Source organism: Rhizobium sp. LjRoot258 (assembly GCF_964254185.1).
GTDB lineage: Bacteria > Pseudomonadota > Alphaproteobacteria > Rhizobiales > Rhizobiaceae > Rhizobium.
Genome location: NZ_CAXUST020000001.1, coordinates 3974049 through 3999887 on the forward strand (window position 1 = coordinate 3974049; position 25839 = coordinate 3999887).

The window sequence follows — 25839 nt, forward strand, 5'->3', positions numbered from 1 at the left end:
AGACAATGGCAGTCAGTGCGAACCGGCTCGAGCTTCTGCAGATCGCAGATGCAGTGGCGCGCGAAAAGGTCATCGACCGTGAGATCGTGCTTGCCGCAATGGCAGACGCGATCCAGAAGGCAGCGCGCTCTCGCTATGGCACTGAGTCCAACATTCGGGCCGACATCAACCCGAAGACCGGCGAAATCCGCCTTCAGCGCCTGCTCGAAGTTGTCGACAAGGCCGAAGACTATTCGACCCAGATCCCGCTCGAGCTGGCCCGCGACCGCAACCCGGATGCAGCCCTTGGCGATTTCATCGCCGATCCGCTGCCGCCGATGGATTTCGGCCGTATCGCGGCTCAGTCCGCAAAGCAGGTTATCGTCCAGAAGGTTCGCGAAGCCGAGCGTGATCGCCAGTTCGACGAGTTCAAGGATCGCGTCGGCGAGATCGTCAACGGCACCGTCAAGCGCGTCGAATACGGCAACGTCATCGTCGATCTCGGCCGTGGCGAAGGCATCATCCGTCGCGACGAAATGATCCCGCGCGAAAACGTCCGCTATGGTGATCGCGTCCGCGCCTACGTATATGATGTTCGCAGAGAGCAGCGCGGCCCGCAGATCTTCCTGTCGCGCACACATCCGCAGTTCATGGTGAAGCTGTTCACGATGGAAGTGCCTGAAATCTACGACGGCATTATCCAGGTGAAGTCGGTTGCCCGCGATCCGGGTTCGCGCGCCAAGATTGCCGTGATCTCGAACGACAGCTCGATCGATCCGGTCGGCGCCTGCGTCGGTATGCGCGGTTCGCGCGTTCAGGCCGTTGTCGGCGAGCTTCAAGGCGAAAAGATCGACATCATTCCGTGGTCGCAGGATCCGGCGACCTTCGTCGTCAACGCTCTGCAGCCGGCTGAAGTGGCCAAGGTCGTTCTCGACGAAGATGCAGAGCGCATCGAAGTCGTGGTTCCGGACGAGCAGCTGTCGCTGGCCATCGGCCGCCGCGGCCAGAACGTTCGTCTGGCGTCGCAGCTGACCGGCTGGGACATCGACATCATGACGGAAGCCGAAGAATCCGAGCGCCGCCAGAAGGAGTTCAACGAGCGTACCAACCTGTTCATGGACTCGCTCGACGTTGACGAGATGGTCGGCCAGGTACTGGCCTCGGAAGGCTTCGCAGCGGTCGAAGAGCTGGCTTACGTCGATCTTGACGAAATCACCTCGATCGACGGTTTCGACGAAGACACGGCACAGGAAATCCAGACCCGTGCCCGCGAATACCTGGAGCGCCTGGAAGCCGAAATGGACGAAAAGCGCAAGGCGCTTGGCGTTTCCGACGAACTGCGCCAGATCGACGGCATAACCGCTCAGATGATGGTCGCGCTCGGCGAAGACGGCATCAAGACGATCGAGGACTTCGCCGGCTGCGCCGCTGACGATCTCGTCGGCTGGAGCGAACGCAAGAACGGCGAGACCAAGAAGTTCGAAGGTCTGTTCTCCAAGTTCGACGTTTCGCGCGTCGAAGCCGAGCAGATGGTCGTTCAGGCTCGCCTCGCGGCTGGGTGGATCACCGAAGAAGATCTCGCCAAGGACGCGGAAGCTGAAGAAGCTCCCGAGGCCGAGCAGGAAGTATAATGTCCGCGCGGGAGCCGACCGTTTCTCCTGAGGACGACGATCTTGCAGGATATGACGTGAATGGTCGCATGTGCATCGTGACGCGCGAAAGCGGATCGCCGGATGAGCTGATCCGCTTCGTCGCCGCTCCCGATGGGACTGTGGTCGCCGATCTGAAGCGCCAGCTTCCGGGACGCGGCTGTTGGGTCAAGATCGATCGCTCGCTGGTCGACAAGGCCGTGGCGAAGAAGCTCTTCGCCCGCGCTTTGAAAGCGGATGTGAAGGCGGCAGCCGATCTCGGCCAAACCGTTGAGACGCTGCTCGAACAGCAGTTGATGCAGATGATGAACATGGCCCGCAAGGCGGGGCAGTTCGTTACAGGCTCTGCGAAAGTGGACGCCGCAGTCAGGAGTGGAGCGGCGATTGCCGTGTTCCACGCGACGAATGCCGCCGAAGATGGCGTGAGAAAAATCGACCAGGCTCGCAAGGCCTGGCACCTCGGAATGGAGACCGAGGAGGAAATACCTTCCTACCGTCTCTTCTCGGAGAGCGAAATGGAAGGCCTGATGGGCCAGAACGCTTTTATCCATGCTGCAGTGCTTGCAGGGCAGGCGGGTGAGGGTGTAGTGAAGCGCGCAAAGATGCTCGAACAGTACCGCAATGGCGGTCAGTCCCGGGCAGCGGGCGGCGCTGGCCGGCAAAAACAATGATACGGTCACCGGCTTGTCCGGTCCCAACATCATTGATCGACATATTTGATTGACAGGGCCTGATGACGTCATCGCTCCCTGTCCGAAGGAACGGGAACGAATGACCGATAGCAATGACGACAAGACACTGAACGGACCGGGCAAGAAGACTCTGACCCTGAAGCCGTCGGGAATGAGCCAGGGCACCGTGCGCCAGGACATGGGCCGCGGTCGCACCAAGGCGGTCGTTGTCGAGACCCGCAAGCGGCGTCCGATGCGTCCGGAAGACGAACGCCCGATCACATCTGCAGCGCCGGCAGCGCCGCTTCGCACAGCCGAACCCGCCCGTTCTCCGGCACCCGCGGCACCGGTTCAGGCGCGCGGTCCGCAGGTACCACAGCCGCGCATCCATCAGCCGGGTGGACAGCAGCAGCGTCCGCAGCAGCCTTCATCGCAATCTTCGCGTCCTCAAGATCGTCCGCGGCCGGTAGTCCTGAACCACCTGTCTCCGGAAGAAATGGACGCCCGCCGTCGTGCGCTTGCAATGGCGCAGGTTCGTGATGCGGAAGATGCCGTTCGCCGCGCCGAGGAAGAAAAGCGCCGTGCTGCAGAGGACGCCGCGCGTCAGGCTGCCGAAGCTGAAGAAGCCAAGCAGCGTGCAGAGGAGGAAGCGGTACGCGCGGCTGCAACCGCATCCGCCGCGGCAGAGGCAGAGGCAGAGGCACCAGCTGCGCCGGCAGAAGCTCCCCGTGTCCAACCGGCTACGCCGGCAGTACGTCGCCCAGACGCGGCTGCTTCGCCGACCCAGGCACGTCCGGCCCCGGGCGGCGTCGCTGCCCCGGCCGTTCGCGGCCGCCGTGAAAACGAGGAAGAAGATCGTGGGGCACCCCGTGGCGTTCCCGCTCGAGGTCGCGTTGTGCGCCCCGAGCCGGCAAAGCCGGTCACGACACGTCCGAAGACGGACGACGAGCGTCGCCGTGGCAAGCTGACTATCGGCACTGCCGGCGTCGACGACGACGGCACGGCACGCGGTCGCTCTATGGCTGCCATGCGCCGACGCCAGGAAAAATTCCGCCGCAGCCAGATGCAGGAAACCCGCGAAAAGGTTGTTCGCGAAGTCATTCTGCCTGAGACCATCACCATTCAGGAACTGTCGCAGCGCATGTCCGAACGTGCGGTCGACGTCATCAAGTACCTGATGAAGGAAGGCCAGATGATGAAGCCGGGCGACGTCATCGACGCCGACCTTGCGGAACTCATTGCCGGCGAATTCGGCCATACCGTCAAGCGTGTCTCCGAATCCGACGTTGAGCTTGGCATCTTCAATGTTGCCGACCAGGAAGGCGATCGCGTTTCGCGTCCGCCGGTTGTGACGATCATGGGTCACGTCGACCACGGCAAGACCTCATTGCTCGACGCCATCCGTCATGCCAACGTCGTTGCGGGGGAAGCCGGTGGTATCACGCAGCATATCGGCGCCTACCAGGTCGAACAGAACGGTCAGAAGATCACCTTCATCGACACCCCCGGCCACGCCGCTTTCACGGCAATGCGTGCCCGCGGTGCGCAGGCGACCGACATCGCGATCCTGGTCGTTGCAGCTGACGACAGTGTCATGCCGCAGACGATTGAATCGATCAACCATGCCAAGGCGGCCGGTGTTCCGATCATTGTGGCGATCAACAAGGTCGACAAGCCGAGCGCCGATCCGCAGAAGGTTCGTACGCAGCTCCTGCAGCACGAAGTCTTCGTGGAATCGATGGGTGGTGAAGTTCTCGACGTCGAAGTTTCGGCGAAGACGGGCTTGAACCTCGACAAGCTGCTGGAAGCCATCCTGCTGCAGTCCGAAATCCTCGACCTCAAGGCCAATCCGAACCGCACGGCGGAAGGTACTGTCATCGAGGCCCAGCTCGACCGCGGCCGCGGTTCGGTTGCCACGGTTCTCGTCCAGAACGGCACGCTGAAGCCCGGCCAGATCATCGTCGCTGGCGATGTCTGGGGTCGTGTTCGCGCGCTCGTCACCGACAAGGGCGAACACGTCAAGGAAGCCCCGCCGGCCATGCCGGTCGAGGTGCTCGGCCTCTCCGGCACGCCGCAGGCGGGTGACAAGTTCGCCGTCGTCGAAAACGAAGGCCGTGCTCGAGAGATCTCGGAATACCGCCAGCGTCTCGCCCGCGACAAGGCTGCCGCCCGCCATTCGGGCCAGCGCGGCTCGTTGGAACAGATGATGACGCAGCTGCAGTCCGCCGGAGTCAAGGAATTCCCGCTGGTCATCAAGGGCGATGTGCAGGGTTCGATCGAAGCAATCGCCGGTGCTCTCGAAAAGCTCGGCACGGACGAAGTTCGCGCCCGCATCGTCCACTCGGCTGTCGGCGGTGTCACGGAATCGGATATCTCGCTTGCCGAGGCATCGGGCGCCGCGATCATCGGCTTCAACGTCCGTGCAAACGCGCAGGCTCGCACTCTGGCCGAACGTCAGGGCATCGAAATTCGCTACTACAACATTATCTACGACCTCGTGGATGACGTGAAGGCGGCGATGTCGGGTCTGCTCTCGCCGGAGCGCCGCGAAACCTTCCTCGGCAACGCCGAGATCCTCGAGGTGTTCAACATCACGAAGGTCGGCAAGGTCGCGGGCTGCCGCGTCACCGAAGGCAAGGTCGAGCGTGGCGTTGGCGTCCGCCTCATCCGCGACAACGTCGTCATCCATGAAGGCAAGCTCAAGACGCTCAAGCGCTTCAAGGACGAAGTCTCGGAAGTGCATTCCGGCCAGGAATGCGGTATGGCTTTCGAGAACTACGAAGACATCCGCGCCGGCGACACGATCGAGTGCTTCCGCGTCGAACACATCACCCGTACGCTCTGATCGTGTGATATTGGAAATTTGGACGGGCGCCGGATCATGTGAGGCCGGCGCCCGAACCTTTTGAGGCAAAGAAAAATGGCAACAAGACCAACAACCTCCGCACCTTCGCAGCGCATGCTGCGCGTCGGCGAGCAGGTTCGCGCCGCCATCACGCAGGTTCTGCAGCGCGGCGAAGTGCGCGATGACGTGATCGAGAAGACCGTTATTTCCATCTCCGAAGTCCGAATGTCGCCCGACCTGAAGATCGCGACGGCGTTTGTGACGCCGCTCGGCGTGACGGATCATAATGCGGTGATCGCCGCGCTGAACCGCAATGCGAAATACATTCGCGGTCGCCTCGGCCCGCAGCTTCGGCAGATGAAGTACATGCCGGAAGTCCGCTTCCGCGACGATACGAGCTTCGACAATTACAAGAAGATCGACGAGTTGCTGCGCTCGCCCGAGGTCCAGCGCGATCTCGACCAAGGCGATACTGAAGAAGAATAGTAGAAGAGACTGATGTCAAAACCACGTAAACCGAAGGGCCGCCCGATCTCCGGTTGGCTGATCCTTGATAAGCCGGTCGATTTCGGCTCCACCGAAGCCGTTTCCAAGATCAAGTGGCTGTTCAAGGCGCAGAAGTGCGGTCACGCCGGCACGCTTGACCCGCTGGCGTCGGGCATGCTGCCGATTGCGCTCGGTGATGCGACGAAGACCGTTCCCTACGTGATGGACGGCCGCAAGATCTACGAATTCACAGTGACCTGGGGCGAGGAACGCGCAACCGACGATCTCGAGGGCGATGTGACTCAGAGCTCCGACGAGCGCCCGAGCGAGCAGCAGATCCGCGATCTCCTGCCGAAGTATACCGGCGTTATCAGTCAGGTTCCGCCGCAGTTCTCCGCGATCAAGATCGCCGGCGAGCGCGCCTATGATCTGGCGCGTGACGGCGAGGCCGTCGAAATCCCCTCCCGTGAGGTTGAAATCTTCCGTCTCACGCTGCTTGCCTGCCCGGATGCCAGTACAGCGCATTTCGAAGTCGAATGCGGCAAGGGCACCTATGTCCGGGCGCTGGCCCGCGACTTTGGCCGCGAACTCGGCAGCTATGGCCACATCTCCGGCCTGCGCCGCAGTTTTGTTGCGCCCTTTGCCGAAGAAACAATGGTGCCGCTTGCCGATCTCGTCGCGCTCGAGGCAATCGAGGACGCGGACGAGCGACTTGCTGCACTGGACGCCCTTCTGATCGACACGAGCGAAGCGCTTTCTTCGCTGCCGCATCTCGTCGTCAACGACGACCAGGCACACCGGCTGAAGATGGGCAATCCGATCCTCGTGCGTGGGCGGGATGCGCCGGTTGCCGAAAGCGAAGCCTACGCCACAGCCCGTGGCAAGCTGATCGCAATCGGCGAGATTGGCCAGGGCGAATTCCGTCCGAAGCGCGTCTTCGGCTGAGTTTTCAGTTAAACCTCTGGTTTTGCCCCGATAGGGACCAGGCCTAACCATAGGTCGTAATTGTCAACCTTTGCCATTGGGATATGCTTCCTGATCTGGGCCGTGGGGCCGTTCAGGTCAGGGAGAAAGTCATGCGCAGAGTTGCAGCCGGCATCCTGTTGTTCTTCTCGGCGGTCTTGATGGCCGCCAATGTCCACTGCGCGGAACGCTGGGCGAAGTTGCCAGCCTTTCCGCCGATGCCTCCCGCAAAGACGAGCGGCATGGCCCCCGTCAACGACATCAAGATGTACTATGCCGAGTACGGCGAGGGTGAACCGATCCTGTTCATCCACGGTGGGCTCGGCAGCGCCGATGTCTGGGGCTATCAGGTCGCCGATCTCGCGAAGGATCACCGGGTGATCGTTGCTGACAGCCGAGGACACGGTCGTTCGACGCGCAGCGAGCAGCCTTTCGGTTATGACCTGATGACCTCAGATTATGTCGCGTTGCTCGATTATCTGAAGCTCGACAAGGTGACACTGGTCGGCTGGTCGGATGGCGGCATCATTGGCATCGATATGGCGATGAAGAACCCGGAAAAGCTGACGCACGTCGTTGCGCAAGCCGCGAACGTGACGACCGACGGCGTTAAGTCTGACGCCACGGACAACAAGACGTTCAAGGAGTACATCGAAGCCGCCGGCGAGGCCTACGGGACGCTGTCGCCGACGCCAAACGGCTATAGCGCCTTCCTCAAGCAGATGATGGCGATGTGGGGGAGCCAACCCGCCTGGACGGCCGACGACCTCGGCAAGATCAAGGTGCCCGTCACCCTGGCGATCGGCGATCACGACGAGGCTGTCAAGCGCGACCATACCGAGATGATGGCCACACAGATTCCTGGGTCGAAGCTGGTGATCCTCAAGGACGCGAGCCACTTCGCCATGCTGCAGGACCCCGAGGGTTACAATTCGATGATCCGGGATGCAATGACTGGAAAATGACGAATCAGCCGTCTGTGGCCATGCCTCTTTCCATCGCGACACATTTGGTTTATACGCAGCGCCAGCATCAGGCAGGGCTTGAATGCATTCGCGGCCAATGCTGGACGACATCCCGGCTTTTGGCGACCTTATCTCCTCTCATCGAAAGGATTATCCGATGTCGATTACTGCTGAGCGCAAGACGGCTCTGATCAAGGAATACGCAACGTTCGAAGGCGACACCGGTTCACCGGAAGTACAGGTTGCCATCCTGACCGAGCGTATCAACAACCTGACCGGCCACTTCAAGGACCACAAGAAGGATAACCATTCCCGCCGTGGTCTGCTGACGATGGTTTCCAGCCGCCGCTCGCTTCTTGATTACCTCAAGAAGAAGGACGAAGGCCGCTACACCAAGCTGATCGGCAGCCTGGGTATCCGCCGCTAATGATTCTTCGGCGGGCGCTCCCATTGGGACGCCCGCCGGATTTTTTCGGGAAGTCTTTTCCCGATTCCGCCACACGTGGCGGATTGCCCGGCAGACCCGGATGGGCCGGTTCTGCCAAACCAACCGTTGACCTGTCATGGGGCAGGATTGCCGGATGCTTTCGGCCAGAGCTTCAGGAGCTTTGGCCCGGTCTCTTCCGGGGCCGTCGACGCAAAGCCTCCCGTTGTCTTGCCCATGATGCGTCACACCGATTGCGGTTGACCGTGCGCGATGCCTTGGAAGGCGAGGCGCATGTTCCCGCATTGAAGGACAAGACATATGTTCGATACTCATAGTGTTGAAATCGAGTGGGCAGGCCGCCCGCTAAAGCTCGAAACCGGCAAGATCGCCCGCCAGGCTGATGGCGCTGTTCTCGCAACCTACGGCGAGACCGTGGTCCTCGCTACCGTCGTTTCCGCCAAGGCGCCGAAGCCGGGGCAGGACTTCTTCCCGCTCACCGTCAACTACCAGGAAAAGACCTACGCAGCCGGCAAGATCCCCGGCGGCTATTTCAAGCGCGAAGGTCGCCCGTCCGAAAACGAAACCCTCGTTTCCCGCCTGATCGACCGCCCGATCCGCCCGCTCTTCCCGGAGGGCTACAAGAACGACACGCAGGTCGTTGTCACCGTCATCCAGCATGACCTTGAAAACAACCCCGACATCCTGTCGATGGTTGCGACCTCGGCAGCCCTGACGCTCTCCGGCGTTCCCTTCATGGGCCCGGTCGGCGGCGCACGCGTCGGCTATATCAACGGCGAATACGTCCTCAACCCGCATCTCGACGAGATGGACGAGTCGGTGCTCGACCTCGTTGTTGCCGGTACGCACGACGCCGTTCTGATGGTTGAATCCGAAGCCAAGGAACTCAACGAGGAAGTCATGCTCGGCGCCGTCATGTTCGGCCACCGCGGCTTCCAGCCGGTTCTCGACGCGATCATCAAGCTCGCTGAAGTGGCTGCCAAAGAACCGCGCGACTTCCAGCCGGAAGACTATTCCGAACTCGAAGGCGAAATGCTGAAGTATTTCGAAGCCGAGCTTCGCACCGCCTACAAGAACACGCAGAAGGCTGAGCGCTACGCTGCCGTCGACGCTGTCAAGGCGAAGGTCAAGGCGCACTTCCTGCCGGAGGAAGGCGAAGCCGAGTACACGGCCGAAGAAGTCGGCGCGATCTTCAAGCACCTGCAGGCGAAGATCGTTCGTTGGAACATCCTCGACACCAAGAGCCGCATCGACGGCCGCGACCTCGAAACCGTTCGTCCGATCGTTTCGGAAGTCGGCCTCCTGCCGCGCACGCATGGTTCGGCGCTCTTCACCCGCGGTGAAACGCAGGCGATCGTTGTTGCCACCCTCGGCACCGGCGAAGACGAGCAGTATGTCGACTCGCTCACCGGCATGTACAAGGAGCGCTTCCTGCTCCATTACAACTTCCCTCCTTACTCCGTTGGCGAAACCGGCCGCATGGGCTCCCCGGGCCGCCGCGAAATCGGCCACGGCAAGCTCGCATGGCGTGCTATCCGCCCGATGCTGCCGACTGCCGAGCAGTTCCCCTACACGCTGCGCGTCGTTTCCGAGATCACCGAGTCGAACGGCTCGTCCTCGATGGCCACCGTCTGCGGCACGTCGCTCGCTCTGATGGACGCTGGCGTTCCGCTCGCAAAGCCGGTTGCCGGTATTGCCATGGGCCTGATCCTCGAAGGCGATCGCTTCGCGGTCCTCTCCGATATTCTCGGTGACGAGGACCACCTCGGCGACATGGACTTCAAGGTCGCTGGTACGGCCGACGGCATCACCTCGCTGCAGATGGACATCAAGATCGCCGGCATCACCGAAGAGATCATGAAGGTCGCTCTCGGCCAGGCACAGGGCGGCCGCAAGCACATCCTCGGCGAGATGGCAAAGGCCATCACCGAGAGCCGCGGCCAGCTCGGCGAATTCGCACCGCGCATCGAAGTCATGAACATTCCGGTCGACAAGATCCGTGAAGTCATCGGCTCCGGCGGCAAGGTCATCCGCGAAATCGTCGAAAAGACCGGCGCGAAGATCAACATCGAAGACGACGGCACCGTTAAGATCGCTTCTTCTTCGGCCAAGGAAATCGAAGCTGCCCGCAAGTGGATCCACTCGATCGTTGCAGAACCGGAGGTTGGCCAGATCTACGAAGGCACGGTCGTCAAGACCGCCGACTTCGGCGCATTCGTCAACTTCTTCGGCGCCCGTGATGGTCTCGTCCACATCTCGCAGCTCGCTTCCGAGCGTGTTGCCAAGACGCAGGACGTTGTCAAGGAAGGCCAGAAGGTCTGGGTCAAGCTCCTCGGCTTCGACGAGCGTGGCAAGGTCCGCCTGTCGATGAAGGTTGTCGACCAGGCAACCGGCCAAGAAATCCCTGCCGACAAGAAGAAGGAAGAGGCAGCAGCCGAGTAAGCTGCGCCTTCCCAAGTCTTCATGGGCGCGGGATCTTTTCCGCGCCCTTTTTGTATCCGAGAATGAGACGAGACCATGAGCCGCGAAACCTTGAAGACCCTGTTCCATCCCTTTGCAAGCGGCACCGTCGAAGCGCCCGGCGAGGGTGAGCGCGTGCTCTTCCTTGGCGCCGAGGCAGGCTTTGCCGTGCCGGAAGGCTTTGCCGCCTCGCTAAGCGCCGTACAGGGCTTCCGGCCGCTGTACCGGCAGCTTCTCTCCCAGCGCATCGAAACCACGCCTGAGATAGAAGGCGAGGACTATGATGCCGCGCTGGTCCTCTGCAACAAGCACAAGGGCGAGAACGAGGCCAACATCGCTGCGGCACTTGAGCGCGTGAAGGCGGGCGGCCTGATCGTCATCGCCGGCGGCAAGGAGGATGGCATCCAGTCGCTCCGCAAGCGCATGGAGGGCTTCGGCCTCGAGATCGAGCATATGCCGAAGTATCACGGCGTTGCGCTGTGGTTCGCACGGCCGGCCGATGTCAGCGAGATCGTTGGCAAGTTCGCCAAGCCATCCGTGCGCGTCGATGGCCGCTTCCTGGCGGCCGCCGGCATGTTCTCGCATGACCGCATCGATGACGGCTCGGAACTGCTCGCCTCGCGGCTGCCTGCGGATTTCACCGGCGATGTTGCCGATTTCGGTGCTGGCTGGGGCTATCTCTCCGTCGAACTGGCCGAGCGCTCGCCCGGTGTCGGCCGCCTCGACCTTTACGAGGCCAACCACGCCGCCCTGGAGGCAGCCAAGGCAAATCTGGCGGAGAACTGCCCTGATGTGCCTGCGCGCTTCTTCTGGGCCGATCTGGCGGGCGAGCCGGTCAAGGACAAGTACGACCTCGTCGTCATGAATCCGCCCTTCCACGAAGGCCATGCGGCCGAGCCGTCGCTCGGCCAGGCGATGATCAAGACCGCCGCCTCGGCGCTACGCGGCGGCGGACGTCTGCTTCTCGTTGCCAATCGTGGATTGCCCTACGAGCCGGTCCTGGCTGCGAACTTCAAGGAAAGCGGCGAAACCTGCCGCAACGCCCGCTTCAAGGTGCTGTGGGCGAAGAAATAGAAAAGGCGGCCATCGGCCGCCTTTTTTGTCGCATCAGTCGATGCTCACTCGACGTCTGCCCTGCGCAGCGCTTCGAGCGTCGGCATCGAGGTGATGTTGAAGCCGGCATCGACGAAATGGATTTCGCCGGTAACACCAGCGGAAAGGTCCGACAGCAGGTAAAGGGCGGAATTGCCGACCTGATCGATCGTCACCGTTTTGCGCAGCGGCGAGTTGCGCTGGTTCCAGGAGAGGATCGCGCGCGCATCGGAAATACCGGCACCGGCGAGCGTTCGGATCGGGCCTGCGGAGATCGCGTTGACGCGAACACCCCTGGGACCGTAATCCGCAGCCAGATACCGCACAGAGGCCTCGAGAGCCGCCTTGGCGACGCCCATGACGTTGTAGTTCGGGATGACGCGCGTCGAACCGTTATAGGTCAGAGTCAGCATCGAGCCGCCTTCGTTCATCAGCGGCGCACAGCGCTTGGCGATCTCGGTGAAGGAGAAACAGGAGATAACCATCGTGCGGCTGAAGTTTTCGCGTGTGGTGTCGGCGTAGAGGCCCTTCAGCTCGTTCTTGTCCGAGAAGCCGATGGCGTGGACGACGAAGTCGAGCGCGCCCCAGCGTTCCCTGATGGCATCGATGGTGTTGTCGACAGATGCGATATCCTCGACGTCGCACGGCAGGACGAAGTCGGAACCGACTTCTGCCGCCAGCGGCTTGACGCGCTTGCCGAGCGCGTCGCCCTGATAGGTGAAGGCGAGCTCGGCTCCCTGCGCTGCCAGTGCTTTCGAAATTCCCCAGGCGATGGAATGGTTGTTCGCGACGCCCATGATGAGGCCGCGCTTACCCTGCATGATTCCCGTCATATTATTGTCCGTTGTAGCGCTGGAAGACGAGCGTGGCGTTGGTGCCGCCGAAGCCGAAGGAGTTGGAAAGCGCGATGTCGATCTTGGCGTCGTCGATGCGCTTGCGAACGATCGGAACGCCGTCGAATTCGGGATCAAGCTCGGTGATATGTGCGCTTTCACCGATGAAGCCGGCTTGCATCATCAGCAGGGAGTAGATCGATTCCTGCACGCCGGCGGCACCGAGCGAGTGGCCCGTCAGCGACTTGGTCGACTGGATGTGCGGGATCTTGTCGCCAAAGACTTCGCGGATCGCGCCGATTTCCTTGCTGTCGCCAACCGGGGTCGAGGTTCCGTGCGTGTTGACGTAGTCGACGTCGCCCTTAACGGTGGCAAGCGCCTGGCGCATGCAGCGGATCGCGCCTTCGCCCGATGGTGCAACCATGTCATAGCCGTCGGAGGTCGCGCCGTAGCCGACAATTTCGGCATAGATCTTTGCGCCACGTGCCTTTGCGCGCTCAAGCTCTTCGAGAACGAGGACACCGGCGCCACCGGCGATCACGAAACCGTCGCGGCTGACGTCATAGGCACGCGAGGCCGTTGCCGGCGTGTCGTTGTATTTGGAGGACATGGCGCCCATGGCATCGAAGAGGTTCGACATCGTCCAGTCGAGGTCCTCGTGGCCGCCGGCGAACATGATGTCCTGCTTGCCCCACTGGATCATTTCCGCAGCATTGCCGATGCAGTGCGCCGAGGTTGAGCAGGCCGACGAGATCGAGTAGTTGACGCCGTGGATCTTGAACCAGGTAGCAAGCGTCGCCGATGCGGTCGAGGACATCGCCTTCGGCACGGCAAACGGGCCGATGCGCTTCGGGCTGTTGTTCTTGATGGTGATGTCGGCCGCTTCGATCAGCGTGCGCGTCGACGGGCCGCCGGAGCCCATGATGATGCCGGTGCGCTCGTTATTGCTGATGTCGCTCTCTTCCAGACCGGAATCGGCAATCGCCTGCTTCATGGCGACATGGTTCCAGGCGCCGCCCTGCGACAGGAACCGCATGGCGCGACGATCGACCAGGTCGGTCGGATCCAGTGTCGGGCGCCCCCAGACTTGGCACTTGAAGCCGTGTTCGGCGAAATCGTTGGAAAAGGAAATGCCGGACTTGGCATCGCGCAGCGAGGCAGTGACCTCGGCGGCATCATTGCCGATCGAGGAAACAACGCCCAGACCCGTGACAACTACCCGTCTCATGTGTTTCGACCTTTTCGTTTTTTCTAACTTGGAAAGCCGGGCAAGCGCGCCCGGCGCAATCAGGCGGCCTTGTCCTTAGACAGTCCCACGCGCAGGTCGCTTGCCTGATAGATGACCTCGCCGTCGGCCTTGAGCCAGCCGTCGGCGGTGCCGAGTACGAGGCGGCCACGCATGACGCGCTTGAAATCGATGCCGTACTCAAGGAGCTTCGTCGTCGGACGAATCATGCCCTTGAACTTCACCTCGCCGGTCGAAAGGGCCATGCCGCGCCCCTGTTCACCCAGCCAACCCAGGAAGAAGCCAGTCAACTGCCACATTCCGTCGAGGCCAAGGCAGCCTGGCATGATCGGATTGCCGGCGAAGTGGCAGGGAAAGTACCAGTCGTCAGGCTTCACGTCATATTCCGCGCGAATGTAGCCCTTGTCGAAGCTGCCACCCGTTTCGGAAATGTCTGTAATGCGATGAACCATCAACATCGGCGGGAGGGGGAGCTGCGCATTGCCCTGGCCGAACAGTTCGCCGCGGCCGCAGGCCAGAATTTCCTCGTAGTTGAAGCTGGATTGTTTCGTCGCCATGAAAACTCTAATTCCCCCCGCAACTCTGCCGATGGATGTGAACGTTTAGTCCAAGTTCAGCGGAAAATGAAGCATAAGCATGACTGAGCTTCACCCACCTTCGGAGGACCGGCTGCGCGCCTTATTTGGTGGTCGCATACAGGAAGGCCAAGCCCCCGGCCAGCACTAATTGCGCCAAAAGCCCGATTTTGCGGCGCTTTCGCACTCTTTGTCCCCATTGAAACTATTGAAACGCTTTTGCGCAAAAGTTATATGGCTAATGAAACCTGATTACTTGACGCTAGATTAACCGGAGTTTGACGGATGGTGGCAGAGGCCCCGCTTACCATTGAGGTACGGCTGAGAAGCGCCGGCTTGCGTCCGACGCGCCAGCGTGTCGCGCTCGGCGACCTGCTCTTTGCCAAAGGCGATCGGCATCTGACCGTCGAGGAGCTCCACGAGGAGGCCGTGCAGGCGGGTGTGCCGGTGTCGCTGGCAACTGTCTACAACACGCTGCACCAGTTCACCGAAGCGGGCATGATCCGGGTCCTCGCGGTGGAGAGCGCCAAAACCTATTTCGACACCAACGTCTCCGACCACCACCACTTCTTCGTCGAAGGCGAAAATGACGTGCTGGATATTCCGGTCAGCAATCTGACCATCGGCAATTTGCCGGAGCCGCCGGAAGGCCTGGAAATCGCGCATGTCGACGTGGTGATCCGCCTGCGCCCGAAGCGGAGCTGATTTCACATCACATCATCAGGGTGCCGGCCGGGCTTGGCTTTGTAAGTTGGAAAGGTCCAGCCGAAATACAGCGCGCCGCCGCGCACTGAGAATGCTGCGATCACGCCGACCGCAGAGGCCGCATAAAGTGGCAGGTCGAGTGCGTGTGCAGCCGTAAATATGCCGCTGCCGACGAGTGCTGCCGTGATATAGATTTCAGGCCGCAACAGCACAGATGGCTCATTTGCCAGGAGATCGCGCAGGATGCCGCCGAAGGTCGCCGTCAGTGTCCCGGTGACGATACCGATCGTAGGCGAGCCCGTGGCGGCGAGGCCCTTCGCCGCACCCATCACGCAATAGGCGGAGAGCCCGACGGCATCCAGCCAGATCAGCAGGCGATAACGCGACTCGACAAGGTGGGCGGTAAAGAACACCAGGATGCCGACGGCGCAGCAGACGATGACATAGGTGGGGTTCAGGACCCAGAATACCGGCACGCGACCAAGGACAATGTCACGCACCGTGCCACCGCCGGTGCCGGTAACGATCGCAAAGAAGAGAAAGCCGATCAGGTCGAGCTGCTTGCGTGAGGCTGCGAGCGCTCCTGTGGCCGCAAAGAGCGCGACGCCGGCATAATCCACGTAGACGAACAGCGGCATGCAGTCCTCCAGAGCCGACGCGTATCTTTGCGAAATATGAATCACGGCGGCAAGGGCGGCGCAAGGCGGATCAAGCAAACTGTTCGGCCAACAGCGTCCTTATCCGACCAAAAGAGAAGCCCCTCGTGAAAACGCTCCTGATCGCTTTGAACATTGCCGCGCTGCTCGCCGCCCCCGTTGCGGCTTTTGCCCAGCAATCCCTTATCTCGGACCCGGAGATCTATGAGAAGAAGCACTTCCAGGAGCAGTGCACAAAGGCCGAATTCTCGGATGGCTTCATCATCCGCCAGGATATCAACAATGACGGCCTGATCGATGCCGTCGTGAACGAGGGCGAGCTGACCTGCGACGGCGAGAAGGGCCCACAGTGCAATGACGACGGCTGCACCTACAATTTCTATCTGCAGGTCGCCGAAGGTGGCTACTTCATGATCGCGACCGCCCAGATCTATGGCTACGACTTCGTGAAGCGCTTCGGCAACATGGTGCTGGCGATGAAAATGCATCCGCGCTTCTGCGATCGGCCGGATGCCGACAAGGGGAAGGAGCCCTGCATCGTCACAGCCCGTGTGCGCGGCACCAAGTTCGTGACGATCTCCAAGAAATAGCTCGTTCAGCCCGGATAGAGCTCTGAGGTACGGCCGGCAAGATAGTAGCCGACAAGCCCGAACCATTCGCGGATTGCTGTCGCGAGGTTCTGCGAATTCCGGCTCGGTTGCGTGAAGTCGAGGCCAAGCCTCTCCCGCCCGTCGGTGCGGTAGTCTGTCGGCCATGGCATCACGTCGATACCAAGCTTGCGAAAGATGCCGACCGAGCGCGGCATATGATAGCTGGAGGTGATCAGCAGGCAGTTCGAAAGGCCTTGGCTCGCCAGAAGATCCTTGGTGTTCATGGCGTTTTCGAAGGTCGTCCGTGACGTCGTTTCTTCAACCAGGCGTTCCCTCGTGATGCCGAACATCGGGAAGAAACGCGCCGATATCACCGCGTCGCCTTCATAGATGCCGGAGATCGATCCATCGCCGCCTGAAATCAGGATTCGCGCCTGTGGATATTTCTGTGCCAGGCGAAGCGCCTCAACGAAGCGATCGGCGCCGGCATTGAGCTCTATACCATGGCGCGCGGTATTCACTTCGTTCTCGAAAGCGCCGCCCAGCACGATCATGCACTGCAGGCTGGCCGGATCCTGCGGTTTTACAAACCGGCCCTCCAGACCCTGCAGAAGGTCGTTGCCGACGGTTGTGTAGAGCGTGACGAACAGGATGAGGCCCGCAATCGCGGAGGAAACGAGGCTTGTCGTGCGCCAGCGGACAAGGCCTGCCGCCAAGGCAAGCACGACGAAAAGAAAAGCGAGCGACAAAGGTTGCCCGAACACCCAGAGGAACTTTGAAAAGAGAAACAAGGATGCCTTCCTTCAGCGGTTTCCGCGCGCCCTCTATCTGATTCGGTGGGGCTGTATTGCGACCGTCACTTCATGCGTGTTGCCGAACGTGGCGCTGCGTTGAACCGGCGTTGCGTACGTTTCGGAATCAAGAGGGTAGCAAGCGCAACCAACATCGCAAAAACGGCAATCAGCCACAGCGCCGCTGCCCCCGCGATCTGTGTCAGCAGCGCCCCAACGATAGCTCCAGCCAGCATGCCGACCCAAGGCACGATCTGGATGGTCCAGTCCACTCGCCTGTCGCCGACGATCCAGCGTCCGAGACCGCGTCCGAAACGCGAGAGGGCTCCTGTCACATAAGTCAGTCCGATCGGTAACCCTTCGATCTGCTCTACCGCCGCGTTGACCATCCCCATCGAGGCAACGATGAGATAGAAACGCGGCATCGCCAGGCTCTCGCCCGCCATGAGCGAGGCGGTTGCGAGCACGATGCTGACGCATGAAAGCACAACAAACGTACGACGGTCGGCAAAATAAGCGAGCACGATGCCGGCGGCATTTCCAAGCACGAAGACTACGATCGCCAAAAGAAGAATGCTTGCATGTCGCAGGTTGCCATCGCCGAGCGACAAGGCGGCGCGCGTCGTGTTGCCCGTCATGAACGACACGAAGTCTCCTGTCAGTGCGAGGCCCGTCGCATCCGTCATACCAGCCAGAAAGGAGATCGCGCCGGCAAGGGTCAGGCCCGTTGCCGTTCTGCGTGTATGAATGATCCGCCGCCGTTTTTCTCGTGTCATTGAACCAAGGCTCCACTCCGCCGGACAAGGCGGCATCGAAACCATAGCCGGTGTTGCTAAAAAATTGGCAAAGCAATGGCGCGCGAAGCGCTACGGCAAGCTGTCGTTCAGTTGACGGTAGCTGGCGATCTCGTGACATCCGGCGCGCTCAACACATAGTTCTGCTCCACCAGGTCGCGATGGCGCTTCGTCCAAGCGAAGCCGGTGAGGGCTGGGAGGTAGGTGTTGGGACGAAAAATGTCTTCGCTGTCGTTTCTATTCAGCATGCCCACCAATTCATCGCCCTCCTCGGCGGTAACCATATCCATGACAAACCCGTCGAGCACGGCTTTTTGGCCGGTGACGTCGTCAAACACTGTCCAATAGATGTTGAGGTTCTTGTGCAGGCTATATCTCTGGGCTTCCATGGGAGGTTCCTCCGGCTTGCCGAAATCGCCAGGCTTCTGCACAGAATTGGATGGTGGCGCAGAACCTTTGAACACCCGGATAGGAGACCATGATCGCTCCGCGAAATGAATCGCACAGGCATATAGACAGCCTATCCATTCGGATAGGGTCTGGTGGACCTTTTCCAGGCGCGCGTTCCGCGCACAGGCGTTTCAATGGAATAAGACGAGGCGGTACTACATGTTCGGAAGATTTGGTGGAGCTAAGCGGGATCGAACCGCTGACCTCTTGCATGCCATGCAAGCGCTCTCCCAGCTGAGCTATAGCCCCATCAAGGCGGTCCGGCGTGGCCGGTCCTGGGATGCTTCGCGAAGGCTTGCCTCGCGGAGTGGCGGCTTATTACTTCCGGTTTTTGGAGATAGCAAGCCAAAAAGATCGGCCCGGCGAAATTTTCTCGTCCGGGCCTAGACTTATCGGATCAGACTTCGTCTTCGTCGCCGGTGACGCCGATGATGTCGCTCATGTCGTCATCGTCGTCGTCTTCGTCGGCTTCGAGGAAGGTGTCGTCGTCATCATCGCCTTCGATTTCGACGTCGTCATCGCCGATATCTGGAATGTCGTCGCCAGATGCGCCCTCATCAGCGTCCTCGAGCGAAACCAGTTCGACTTCCGTGCTTTCGGTATCGACTTCGGCCACCTCCTCTTCATCCTGGACTTCAGCCGCTGCGGCAGCAGAGGTTTCCTCGAAGAAGGAGAGGGGATAGGACTTGCCGGTGTAAGGAGAAACAATCGGATCCCGGTTCAGGTCGTAGAACTTCTTGCCGGTTTCCGGGTCGGTACGCTTCGTTCCAAGTTCAGCTTTCGCCACTGTAAGCCTCGTGAGAATGGCCGAATCAAGATTCGGCAAATGCCGTGAAAACCGGCGTGCTATTCGGAATTTATAAGCCGGTCCCCATAATCGTTGCAGCACTGCATGTCAAAGCCAAACTTCATGCATCGCTCATGCGCGCCGGATGACCGGCGCCGCCATTTGTGGTAGTGAGCCGGCGATTGTTCATTTGCAGGGCAGCTCGGCGCGCGGCCGGCTGCCGGAATGGGTGTCAGACAATGTACCAGCCGCCGCATTTTCGTGAGGACGACTTGGGTGTTCAGCACGCCTTGATCCGGGCGCATCCGCTCGGCTTGCTGATCACGGCGGGCGCCTCGGGCCTGATGGCCAATTCGGTTCCCTTCCATCTGGATGCCGCAGCATCCGAGAAGGGGATCTTGCGTCTTCACCTCGCCAAGGCCAATCCGCAGTGGCGCGATATCGAGGCGGGCGCCGATGTGCTTGCCGTCTTCCAGGGTGCCGATGCCTATATTACCCCGTCCTGGTACCAGACGAAGCAGGAGACCGGCAAAGTCGTGCCGACCTGGAATTACGCCATCGTGCAGGTGAGGGGCAAGGCGCGCGTCATCGACGATGCCGCCTGGCTGCTAGCGCAGATCAACGCAATCACCACGCAACAGGAAGGACCGCGTGACAGGCCCTGGGTGGTCGGCGACGCGCCGGATGATTTCATTCGTGCGCAGCTGAAAGGCATCATCGGCGTGGAAATCGAGATTGCCGCGATCGAAGGCAAGTGGAAGGTAAGCCAGAACCGACCGGTTGCCGATCGCGAGGGGATTGCTGCCGGTCTCGGCGAAGGGACCGGTCAGGCCGATATGGTCGATCTCGTTCGTCGCTACGGCGGGCTGACGGAGAAATGAACGGACAAATGACCTCCAGACACTTTACGATCGCCATCGATGGGCCGGCCGCTGCAGGCAAGGGTACACTTTCGCGCCGCATAGCGGAGACCTACGATTTCCATCATCTCGATACGGGCCTTACCTACCGCGCCACGGCAAAGGCATTGCTGGACGCCGGCCTGACGCTCGACGACGAGGCGGTGGCAGAAAAGATGGCTCGCGAGGTTGAACTGGCCGGTCTCGATCGCGATATACTCTCGAAACACGAGATCGGCGAGGCGGCCTCGAAGATCGCGGTCATGCCTGCGGTGCGGCGTGCACTGGTGGAGGCACAGCGGCGATTCTCGGAAAAGGCGCCCGGAACGGTGCTGGACGGCCGTGATATCGGTACCGTCGTGTGCCCGGCGGCGCCGGTGAAGCTTTATGTGACGGCAAGTCCCGAGGTTCGGGCGAAGCGCCGCTACGACGAGATAAGAGGCAAGGGAGGCATTGCCGATTTCGATGCCATTTTCGAAGACGTCAAGCGGCGCGACGAACGCGACATGGGACGGGCCGACAGCCCTTTGAAACCAGCAGAAGACGCGCACTTGCTTGATACGTCGGAAATGAGTATAGAGGCCGCGTTTCAAGCTGCGAAATCGATCATCGATGCAGCTTTGAGCCGAAATACCTGAATTCGAGCGATTTGCCCAAGCTCTGCCTGGGTCGCTTATGAAGACTAAGCCTGAAATTCCGTCCAAGCGCCGGATTGCTTCCTGACAGGAGGCGGACTGGGTTCAGGCCCGTTCAACACGAACCAACCGGCGCATACGTATCCGGGCTCGGATATGCAGGAGATTACATGTCAGTAGCTACTCCCTCTCGCGAAGATTTCGCGGCTCTTCTCGAAGAGTCCTTTGCCAAGCACGACCTGGCTGAAGGCTATGTCACGAAGGGCATCGTAACGGCAATCGAGAAGGATTCTGCCGTTGTCGACGTCGGCCTCAAGGTCGAAGGTCGCATCCTACTCAAGGAATTCGGCGCCAAGGCCAAGGACGGCTCGCTCAAGGTCGGCGACGAAGTCGAAGTTTACGTTGAGCGCATCGAAAACGCTCTTGGCGAAGCTGTTCTGTCGCGCGAGAAGGCTCGCCGCGAAGAAAGCTGGATCAAGCTCGAAGCCAAGTTCGAAGCTGGTGAGCGCGTTGAAGGCGTCATCTTCAACCAGGTCAAGGGCGGCTTCACGGTCGACCTCGACGGCGCGATCGCCTTCCTGCCGCGTTCGCAGGTCGACATCCGTCCGATCCGCGACGTTACCCCGCTGATGCACAACCCGCAGCCCTTCGAAATCCTCAAGATGGACAAGCGCCGCGGCAACATCGTCGTATCGCGTCGTACGGTTCTGGAAGAATCCCGTGCCGAGCAGCGTTCTGAAATCGTTCAGAACCTCGAAGAAGGCCAGGTTGTTGACGGCGTCGTCAAGAACATCACCGATTACGGTGCGTTCGTTGACCTCGGCGGCATCGACGGCCTGCTGCACGTCACCGACATGGCATGGCGCCGTGTGAACCATCCGTCGGAAATCCTGTCCATTGGCCAGCAGGTCAAGGTTCAGATCATCCGCATCAACCAGGAAACCCACCGCATCTCGCTCGGCATGAAGCAGCTCGAGTCGGATCCGTGGGATGGCATCCAGGCCAAGTATCCGGAAGGCAAGAAGATCTCCGGTACTGTCACGAACATCACCGACTACGGTGCGTTCGTCGAGCTGGAGCCGGGCATCGAAGGCCTGATCCACATCTCGGAAATGTCCTGGACCAAGAAGAACGTGCACCCCGGCAAGATCCTGTCCACGAGCCAGGAAGTCGAAGTCGTCGTTCTCGAAGTCGATCCGTCCAAGCGTCGTATTTCGCTCGGCCTCAAGCAGACGCTGGAAAATCCGTGGGCAGCCTTTGCTCGCAACCATCCGGCTGGCACTGAAGTCGAAGGCGAAGTCAAGAACAAGACCGAATTCGGCCTGTTCATCGGCCTTGACGGCGATGTTGACGGCATGGTGCACCTCTCCGACCTCGACTGGAACCGTCCGGGCGAACAGGTCATCGAAGAGTTCAACAAGGGCGACGTCGTCAAGGCTGTCGTTCTTGATGTTGATGTCGAAAAGGAGCGCATCTCGCTCGGCATCAAGCAGCTCGGCAAGGATGCTGTCGGCGAAGCAGCAGCTTCCGGCGACCTGCGCAAGAATGCAGTCGTTTCCTGCGAAGTCATCGCAGTCAACGACGGCGGCATCGAAGTGAAGCTCGTCGACCACGAAGACATCACTTCGTTCATCCGCCGCGCAGACCTGTCGCGCGATCGCGACGAACAGCGTCCGGAACGCTTCTCGGTTGGCCAGGTTGTTGACGCTCGCGTTACCAACTTCTCCAAGAAGGACCGCAAGATCATGCTGTCCATCAAGGCCCTGGAAATCGCGGAAGAGAAGGAAGCTGTCGCTCAGTTCGGTTCGTCCGATTCCGGCGCTTCGCTCGGCGACATCCTCGGCGCGGCTCTGAAGAACCGCGGCGGCGAATAATCGCTAGCCTCAGGCTTGAAGAATAAAAGAACCCGCCGGAGCGATCCGGCGGGTTCTTTGCTTTTGTGCTGTTGTCGTCGCGGTCTCTGGCTATTCCCAGTCGACCTTGCGCCGGTAGAGCGTATAGGCTTCGTCCATGCTCGCGGCCATTGGTAGGGGCGGCGCCGGACGGTGGGGCGGTGTCCCAGCCTTGACCTGGCTTTCCCGGGCGGCCATCACGGCGGCTTCATCATCCGCGACGATATCGGCCTCGCTATCATTCGGGGGATCGCCTTGCTCGGCATCCTCCTCCGACGGCTCGCCGCCGTTGTGGTCTTCGCGATACATCTCGCGGGCGCCGCTGTCGTCGGCCTCGTCCCTCGAGAATTCGTAGGGCTGCATGGCGTAAGGCACGCCCTCGACGATCTTCATGAGCACCGGTACATAGGTTTCATCGATCGCCTGCTGTACCATCAATGGCACCGGCACTTCCGGTGCAGAGTGTTTCTTCGCGGCTGTGGCGGCTGCTTCGGTCGCCGGTTGTTCTGCGACAAGTGGCGATTGATGCGCCACGCCATCCGGCGGCGAGTGCCGATCGGGCAGGGTGGTCAATTCCTCCGGGAGATCAGTAAGGAACGTCTCGCCGAGGATGATGTCGATTTCGACTGCGGGATCTGGATCGGCAGCCTCCAGCAACGCTTCCGATTCCTGGTCCTGAATGATTGCAACGATCAGCTTTGTCGTATCGTCCGAGAGTGAGGCTGGTATCGCCGGCCAGCGCTTCGGAATGATGGGATCGCCCTTGGACACTGCCCGCGGTGTGTCCGCTTGTGCGGTTGCGTGCGCCGGATCTGCGGCTTCCTTAGGCGGTATGGCCCCTTGCAAATCTTGGCCGAACTCGGTGCCCGCCTCTTCAGGGGGCGCCTCGACAGTCAAGTGCGCGATCGGCTCGTCAACGACTGCAGATTCTTTGATGAGTTGGACCTTCTCGCCGTCTGCATCGAAATAGGCGGCTGCAACAAGCGATGCCTGCGGCCGTGGAGCTTCCGGTCCCTGCTTCGTCGTCAGAGGACGTGCTGCTGCGGCAAGACTGTCCCGCTGGATGCTGATTTCAGTCCGCTGCTCCTGGCGTAGCGGAGAGGCATCGTTCTGGCCGTAGGAGCGAACAACGGCGCGGGCTGCGAGATCGCGATCCTTGTAGCGGATGGTTTCGAGATAGGTGGCGATGCGGGCGGCTTCCGGTCCGGCCGGATTCCGAAGTGCGGTTGCAAGCAGGCGCAAAGGAACCGCTTGGCCTTGCATCGCAAGCTGACGCTCGACTTGTTCCATCTTCGCCGGCGGCAACTTCTGAATTGCCGCGGCCAGCCGGGAGGCAAACGCAAGGGCAGTTTCGTCGTCCTCACGCGGGATTGAAAGCGCCTCGCCCGTGGCATTGAGTACATCGAGAAGGGCGTCGACCATGCGCGCCCGCACAGCCAGCAGGAGAATGTTGAGCTTGCCGGCAACGGAAGAATTGAGATCCGCGCCCTGAATCTGGTGCACGGGAGCGACTGCACTGGCAGCACCCACGAGGCCGTCGGCGCTGACCGCCGCAGTCTGGCCCTGGGAGGGTAAGCTTGCATTTGACGCTGAACGAACCGGAGTCAACATGTCATGCTCCTTCTTTCGTAAAGTGCGGTGAAAGCAGGTTACAAGAAGGCCGCGCTCATCCGGCCTTTCGCATTCCCCAGCAGTTCCTCCTGCCTGACTCGGTGCTCCATCGCACCGTCGAATGCATAAAAATTAACGAGTATCCTAGCGAAACGGCGTTAAGGAATCGCTAATGGCCGGCGCGCGGCGGGCCGCGCCCGGTCAACATCGGGCATAATCCGGGAACGTTTCAGCTGTGCGCGAAGATGTCGGTTTCTTCCCAGCCGAGCAGGTCGAGCTTGGCGCGTGTCGGTAGGAACTCGAAGCAGGCGTTGGCGTGGTCGATGCGACCGTCGCGCACAAGCCGCTCGGTCAACTTGTCGCGCAGTGCGTGCAGGTAGAGCACGTCGGAGGCGGCGTATTCCAGCTGCGCCGGCGACAGTGTCGCGGCTGCCCAGTCGGAAGACTGCTGCGCCTTGGAAATATCGACGTCCAACATTTCCTTGAGATTATCCTTCAGGCCATGCCGATCGGTATATGTGCGGCAAAGGCGCGAGGCGATCTTGGTGCAGAAGACCGGCTGCGTGGTGACGCCGAAGGTGTAAAACAGAACGGCGATATCGAAGCGGCCGTAGTGGAAAATCTTCTGGCGGGAGGTATCGGCGAGCATGGAGACGAGGTTCGGCGCTTCCTTTTGGCCGGCAGCGATGCGGATCACGTCGGCCGAGCCGTCGCCTGCTGAAAGCTGCACGACGCAGAGTCGGTCGCGGCGCGGCACAAGGCCCAGCGTCTCGGTGTCGATGGCAATCGCTCCGGTGTAGCGGGCGGCATCTGCCGCGGAAATATCGCCTTCATGGTAACGTATGGTGGCTGCCATCTGCCTCGTCTCTCATCCAAAACGTCTGTCAGGGCGCTATAGCGCAAAGACATGGCCGGCGATACCGTTAAGGCTCAGAATGTCGGCGGTGTATTGATCCAGATCAGGATCGTCTCGCCATCGTGGCGATTGCGCCAGGAGTGATAGCGGCGGCTTTCGAAATAAAGCGAATCGCCGGGCCCGAGGTCGAAGAACTGGTCGGAATCGAGAACCAGTTCCAGCCGCCCCGAGAGCACATGCATGAACTCCTCGCCATCGTGCCGGTAAGCGCCTTCGCTCGCCGCACCGGGTGAAAGCACGAAACGATGGCAGTCCATCATCGTGCGACCCTCGGCCAAAAGCTGTACGGTGACACCCGGCGTCGTTTCCGGCCAGGTGCGCCAAGCCCCTGCGCGGACGACCTCGGGCACGGCATCGCGTACCTCGCCGGAAAGCCGGGAAACCGTCGTGCTATAATATTCCGCAAGATCGTGCAGCGTCTTGAAGCTCACACCCTGGGATGTGCGCTCGAGCGTCGACAGCGTCGATGCGGCAATGCCGACATCGCCTGCGACCTGGTCCAGTGTCTTGCCGGCGGCATGGCGCAGACTGCGCAGCCGCCGTCCGAGATCGGAGGCATCCGCCGCTGTATCGGAACTGTCCGACGGCTCTTCGCTTTCCAATGCCTCGCGAATGGCCGCCGGATTGAGTCCGCGCTCGGTTCGATACCAGGCTATTTTCTTTAGCCGTGCCACGTCTTCGGCGCTGTATTGTCGGTGTCCGGTCGCCGACCGATCCGGAACGACGAGGCCCTGGCTTTCCCAAAGGCGCAAGGTCGATGCGGAAACACCTGCCGATTTTGCCGCCTCGGCTACCTTGTAGCGCACGGGCGTCCCATTGCTCATAAGCCAATATTCCCGGTTCGTTTGAGGCCGTATCGGCCCTCGTTTTCTTGAGCGACCATCGCCGAAAACGGCGACGGTTT

The 25839-nt window shown here is 60.8% G+C and carries 25 protein-coding genes and 1 tRNA gene; 14 read left to right on the forward strand and 12 right to left on the reverse strand.

All coding sequences use genetic code 11. The annotated features are described in order from the left end of the window. Window positions 1-5: 5 nt before the first annotated feature. The 9 genes from nusA to ACSQ9D_RS19515 all read left to right on the forward strand — a co-directional run bounded on the left by nusA (window position 6) and on the right by ACSQ9D_RS19515 (window position 11537). Window positions 6-1610, forward strand: coding sequence for a transcription termination factor NusA (gene nusA, locus ACSQ9D_RS19475; protein WP_024316277.1), 1605 nt, complete (start codon window positions 6-8; stop codon window positions 1608-1610). After that, on the forward strand, window positions 1610-2299 hold the full coding sequence (locus tag ACSQ9D_RS19480) for an RNA-binding protein (protein WP_072374838.1): 690 nt from the start codon (window positions 1610-1612) through the stop codon (window positions 2297-2299). The genes nusA and ACSQ9D_RS19480 overlap by 1 nt, the downstream gene beginning before the upstream one ends. A 100-nt stretch (window positions 2300-2399) precedes the next feature. Next, entirely contained in the window at window positions 2400-5144 is a 2745-nt protein-coding gene (infB, locus tag ACSQ9D_RS19485; protein WP_436283522.1) for a translation initiation factor IF-2, read from the forward strand. 75 nt (window positions 5145-5219) lie between these two features. Next, entirely contained in the window at window positions 5220-5630 is a 411-nt protein-coding gene (rbfA, locus tag ACSQ9D_RS19490; protein WP_436283523.1) for a 30S ribosome-binding factor RbfA, read from the forward strand. 12 nt (window positions 5631-5642) lie between these two features. Next, window positions 5643-6575 (forward strand): tRNA pseudouridine(55) synthase TruB, encoded by a 933-nt coding sequence (truB, locus tag ACSQ9D_RS19495; protein WP_436283524.1) that lies wholly within the window; start codon window positions 5643-5645, stop codon window positions 6573-6575. Window positions 6576-6706: 131 nt separating this feature from the next. Beyond that, the gene (locus ACSQ9D_RS19500; RefSeq protein WP_436283525.1) at window positions 6707-7558 is read left to right on the forward strand and encodes an alpha/beta fold hydrolase; all 852 of its coding nucleotides are present in this window, start codon (window positions 6707-6709) and stop codon (window positions 7556-7558) included. A 157-nt stretch (window positions 7559-7715) separates the two neighbouring features. Next, on the forward strand, window positions 7716-7985 hold the full coding sequence (gene rpsO / locus ACSQ9D_RS19505; protein ID WP_016552226.1) for a 30S ribosomal protein S15: 270 nt from the start codon (window positions 7716-7718) through the stop codon (window positions 7983-7985). Window positions 7986-8303: 318 nt separating this feature from the next. Further along, a complete protein-coding gene (pnp, locus tag ACSQ9D_RS19510) occupies window positions 8304-10445 on the forward strand; it encodes a polyribonucleotide nucleotidyltransferase (RefSeq protein WP_436283526.1) in 2142 nt (713 codons plus the stop codon). A 75-nt stretch (window positions 10446-10520) separates the two neighbouring features. Continuing rightward, complete coding sequence (locus tag ACSQ9D_RS19515) at window positions 10521-11537, forward strand: class I SAM-dependent methyltransferase (RefSeq protein WP_436283527.1); 1017 nt, start codon at window positions 10521-10523, stop codon at window positions 11535-11537. 44 nt (window positions 11538-11581) lie between these two features. On the opposite strand, the gene fabI is transcribed toward ACSQ9D_RS19515, so the two are convergent. Genes fabI through fabA form a run of 3 tightly spaced genes read right to left on the reverse strand, consistent with a single transcriptional unit; the run spans window position 11582 to window position 14191 of the window. Next, a complete protein-coding gene (gene fabI, locus ACSQ9D_RS19520; RefSeq protein WP_436283528.1) occupies window positions 11582-12388 on the reverse strand; it encodes an enoyl-ACP reductase FabI in 807 nt (268 codons plus the stop codon). A gap of 1 nt (window position 12389) precedes the next feature. Further along, the gene (gene fabB / locus ACSQ9D_RS19525) at window positions 12390-13616 is read right to left on the reverse strand and encodes a beta-ketoacyl-ACP synthase I (protein WP_037115222.1); all 1227 of its coding nucleotides are present in this window, start codon (window positions 13614-13616) and stop codon (window positions 12390-12392) included. Window positions 13617-13675: 59 nt separating this feature from the next. Next, window positions 13676-14191, reverse strand: coding sequence for a 3-hydroxyacyl-[acyl-carrier-protein] dehydratase FabA (gene fabA / locus ACSQ9D_RS19530; protein ID WP_024313348.1), 516 nt, complete (start codon window positions 14189-14191; stop codon window positions 13676-13678). A 303-nt stretch (window positions 14192-14494) separates the two neighbouring features. Here fabA and irrA point away from each other — a divergent pair, with 303 nt between their 5' ends. Beyond that, the gene (gene irrA, locus ACSQ9D_RS19535; RefSeq protein ID WP_436283529.1) at window positions 14495-14914 is read left to right on the forward strand and encodes an iron response transcriptional regulator IrrA; all 420 of its coding nucleotides are present in this window, start codon (window positions 14495-14497) and stop codon (window positions 14912-14914) included. 2 nt (window positions 14915-14916) lie between these two features. Here the strand turns inward: irrA and ACSQ9D_RS19540 are convergent, their stop codons facing one another. Continuing rightward, the gene (locus ACSQ9D_RS19540; protein WP_024313350.1) at window positions 14917-15552 is read right to left on the reverse strand and encodes a trimeric intracellular cation channel family protein; all 636 of its coding nucleotides are present in this window, start codon (window positions 15550-15552) and stop codon (window positions 14917-14919) included. A 125-nt stretch (window positions 15553-15677) separates the two neighbouring features. Here ACSQ9D_RS19540 and ACSQ9D_RS19545 point away from each other — a divergent pair, with 125 nt between their 5' ends. Continuing rightward, window positions 15678-16160, forward strand: a complete 483-nt coding sequence (locus tag ACSQ9D_RS19545) for a hypothetical protein (RefSeq protein ID WP_436283530.1) — start codon at window positions 15678-15680, stop codon at window positions 16158-16160. A gap of 5 nt (window positions 16161-16165) precedes the next feature. Here the strand turns inward: ACSQ9D_RS19545 and ACSQ9D_RS19550 are convergent, their stop codons facing one another. The 5 genes from ACSQ9D_RS19550 to ACSQ9D_RS19570 all read right to left on the reverse strand — a co-directional run bounded on the left by ACSQ9D_RS19550 (window position 16166) and on the right by ACSQ9D_RS19570 (window position 18982). After that, a complete protein-coding gene (locus ACSQ9D_RS19550; RefSeq protein WP_436283531.1) occupies window positions 16166-16951 on the reverse strand; it encodes a YdcF family protein in 786 nt (261 codons plus the stop codon). 65 nt (window positions 16952-17016) lie between these two features. Then, window positions 17017-17727 carry a YoaK family protein gene (locus tag ACSQ9D_RS19555; RefSeq protein ID WP_037115217.1) on the reverse strand — a complete coding sequence of 237 codons (711 nt, stop codon included), beginning with the start codon at window positions 17725-17727 and terminating at the stop codon, window positions 17017-17019. Between the two features lie 107 nt (window positions 17728-17834). Further along, the gene (locus ACSQ9D_RS19560; RefSeq protein ID WP_436283532.1) at window positions 17835-18134 is read right to left on the reverse strand and encodes a hypothetical protein; all 300 of its coding nucleotides are present in this window, start codon (window positions 18132-18134) and stop codon (window positions 17835-17837) included. A 234-nt stretch (window positions 18135-18368) separates the two neighbouring features. Next, window positions 18369-18444: transfer RNA gene (locus tag ACSQ9D_RS19565), tRNA-Ala, on the reverse strand. Window positions 18445-18592: 148 nt separating this feature from the next. Further along, entirely contained in the window at window positions 18593-18982 is a 390-nt protein-coding gene (locus ACSQ9D_RS19570) for a TIGR02300 family protein (protein WP_037115215.1), read from the reverse strand. A gap of 239 nt (window positions 18983-19221) precedes the next feature. Between ACSQ9D_RS19570 and ACSQ9D_RS19575 the strand changes: the two genes are divergently transcribed. From ACSQ9D_RS19575 to rpsA, 3 genes are all read left to right on the forward strand, one after another. Continuing rightward, window positions 19222-19863: an FMN-binding negative transcriptional regulator gene (locus tag ACSQ9D_RS19575; RefSeq protein WP_436283533.1), complete on the forward strand. Its 642-nt coding sequence runs from the start codon at window positions 19222-19224 to the stop codon at window positions 19861-19863. An 8-nt stretch (window positions 19864-19871) separates the two neighbouring features. After that, complete coding sequence (gene cmk, locus ACSQ9D_RS19580; RefSeq protein ID WP_436283534.1) at window positions 19872-20519, forward strand: (d)CMP kinase; 648 nt, start codon at window positions 19872-19874, stop codon at window positions 20517-20519. A gap of 167 nt (window positions 20520-20686) precedes the next feature. Then, complete coding sequence (gene rpsA, locus ACSQ9D_RS19585) at window positions 20687-22390, forward strand: 30S ribosomal protein S1 (protein WP_007798943.1); 1704 nt, start codon at window positions 20687-20689, stop codon at window positions 22388-22390. A 90-nt stretch (window positions 22391-22480) separates the two neighbouring features. On the opposite strand, the gene ACSQ9D_RS19590 is transcribed toward rpsA, so the two are convergent. The 3 genes from ACSQ9D_RS19590 to ACSQ9D_RS19600 all read right to left on the reverse strand — a co-directional run bounded on the left by ACSQ9D_RS19590 (window position 22481) and on the right by ACSQ9D_RS19600 (window position 25759). Beyond that, a complete protein-coding gene (locus ACSQ9D_RS19590) occupies window positions 22481-24019 on the reverse strand; it encodes a hypothetical protein (protein WP_436283535.1) in 1539 nt (512 codons plus the stop codon). A 229-nt stretch (window positions 24020-24248) separates the two neighbouring features. Further along, window positions 24249-24875, reverse strand: coding sequence for a ribonuclease D (locus ACSQ9D_RS19595; RefSeq protein WP_436283536.1), 627 nt, complete (start codon window positions 24873-24875; stop codon window positions 24249-24251). A gap of 74 nt (window positions 24876-24949) precedes the next feature. Further along, entirely contained in the window at window positions 24950-25759 is an 810-nt protein-coding gene (locus ACSQ9D_RS19600; RefSeq protein WP_436283537.1) for a MerR family transcriptional regulator, read from the reverse strand. Window positions 25760-25839: the final 80 nt, after the last annotated feature.

Excerpts from the sequence above, each read along its gene's own strand:
- nusA (WP_024316277.1), top strand. The coding sequence starts at position 6 with ATGGCAGTCAGTGCGAACCGGCTCGAGCTTCTGCAGATCGCAGATGCA.
- ACSQ9D_RS19480 (WP_072374838.1), top strand. The coding sequence starts at position 1,610 with ATGTCCGCGCGGGAGCCGACCGTTTCTCCTGAGGACGACGATCTTGCA.
- infB (WP_436283522.1), top strand. The coding sequence starts at position 2,400 with ATGACCGATAGCAATGACGACAAGACACTGAACGGACCGGGCAAGAAG.
- rbfA (WP_436283523.1), top strand. The coding sequence starts at position 5,220 with ATGGCAACAAGACCAACAACCTCCGCACCTTCGCAGCGCATGCTGCGC.
- truB (WP_436283524.1), top strand. The coding sequence starts at position 5,643 with ATGTCAAAACCACGTAAACCGAAGGGCCGCCCGATCTCCGGTTGGCTG.
- ACSQ9D_RS19500 (WP_436283525.1), top strand. The coding sequence starts at position 6,707 with ATGCGCAGAGTTGCAGCCGGCATCCTGTTGTTCTTCTCGGCGGTCTTG.
- rpsO (WP_016552226.1), top strand. The coding sequence starts at position 7,716 with ATGTCGATTACTGCTGAGCGCAAGACGGCTCTGATCAAGGAATACGCA.
- pnp (WP_436283526.1), top strand. The coding sequence starts at position 8,304 with ATGTTCGATACTCATAGTGTTGAAATCGAGTGGGCAGGCCGCCCGCTA.
- ACSQ9D_RS19515 (WP_436283527.1), top strand. The coding sequence starts at position 10,521 with ATGAGCCGCGAAACCTTGAAGACCCTGTTCCATCCCTTTGCAAGCGGC.
- fabI (WP_436283528.1), bottom strand. The coding sequence starts at position 12,388 with ATGACGGGAATCATGCAGGGTAAGCGCGGCCTCATCATGGGCGTCGCG.
- fabB (WP_037115222.1), bottom strand. The coding sequence starts at position 13,616 with ATGAGACGGGTAGTTGTCACGGGTCTGGGCGTTGTTTCCTCGATCGGC.
- fabA (WP_024313348.1), bottom strand. The coding sequence starts at position 14,191 with ATGGCGACGAAACAATCCAGCTTCAACTACGAGGAAATTCTGGCCTGC.
- irrA (WP_436283529.1), top strand. The coding sequence starts at position 14,495 with ATGGTGGCAGAGGCCCCGCTTACCATTGAGGTACGGCTGAGAAGCGCC.
- ACSQ9D_RS19540 (WP_024313350.1), bottom strand. The coding sequence starts at position 15,552 with ATGCCGCTGTTCGTCTACGTGGATTATGCCGGCGTCGCGCTCTTTGCG.
- ACSQ9D_RS19555 (WP_037115217.1), bottom strand. The coding sequence starts at position 17,727 with ATGACACGAGAAAAACGGCGGCGGATCATTCATACACGCAGAACGGCA.
- ACSQ9D_RS19560 (WP_436283532.1), bottom strand. The coding sequence starts at position 18,134 with ATGGAAGCCCAGAGATATAGCCTGCACAAGAACCTCAACATCTATTGG.
- ACSQ9D_RS19575 (WP_436283533.1), top strand. The coding sequence starts at position 19,222 with ATGTACCAGCCGCCGCATTTTCGTGAGGACGACTTGGGTGTTCAGCAC.
- cmk (WP_436283534.1), top strand. The coding sequence starts at position 19,872 with ATGACCTCCAGACACTTTACGATCGCCATCGATGGGCCGGCCGCTGCA.
- rpsA (WP_007798943.1), top strand. The coding sequence starts at position 20,687 with ATGTCAGTAGCTACTCCCTCTCGCGAAGATTTCGCGGCTCTTCTCGAA.
- ACSQ9D_RS19590 (WP_436283535.1), bottom strand. The coding sequence starts at position 24,019 with ATGTTGACTCCGGTTCGTTCAGCGTCAAATGCAAGCTTACCCTCCCAG.
- ACSQ9D_RS19595 (WP_436283536.1), bottom strand. The coding sequence starts at position 24,875 with ATGGCAGCCACCATACGTTACCATGAAGGCGATATTTCCGCGGCAGAT.
- ACSQ9D_RS19600 (WP_436283537.1), bottom strand. The coding sequence starts at position 25,759 with ATGAGCAATGGGACGCCCGTGCGCTACAAGGTAGCCGAGGCGGCAAAA.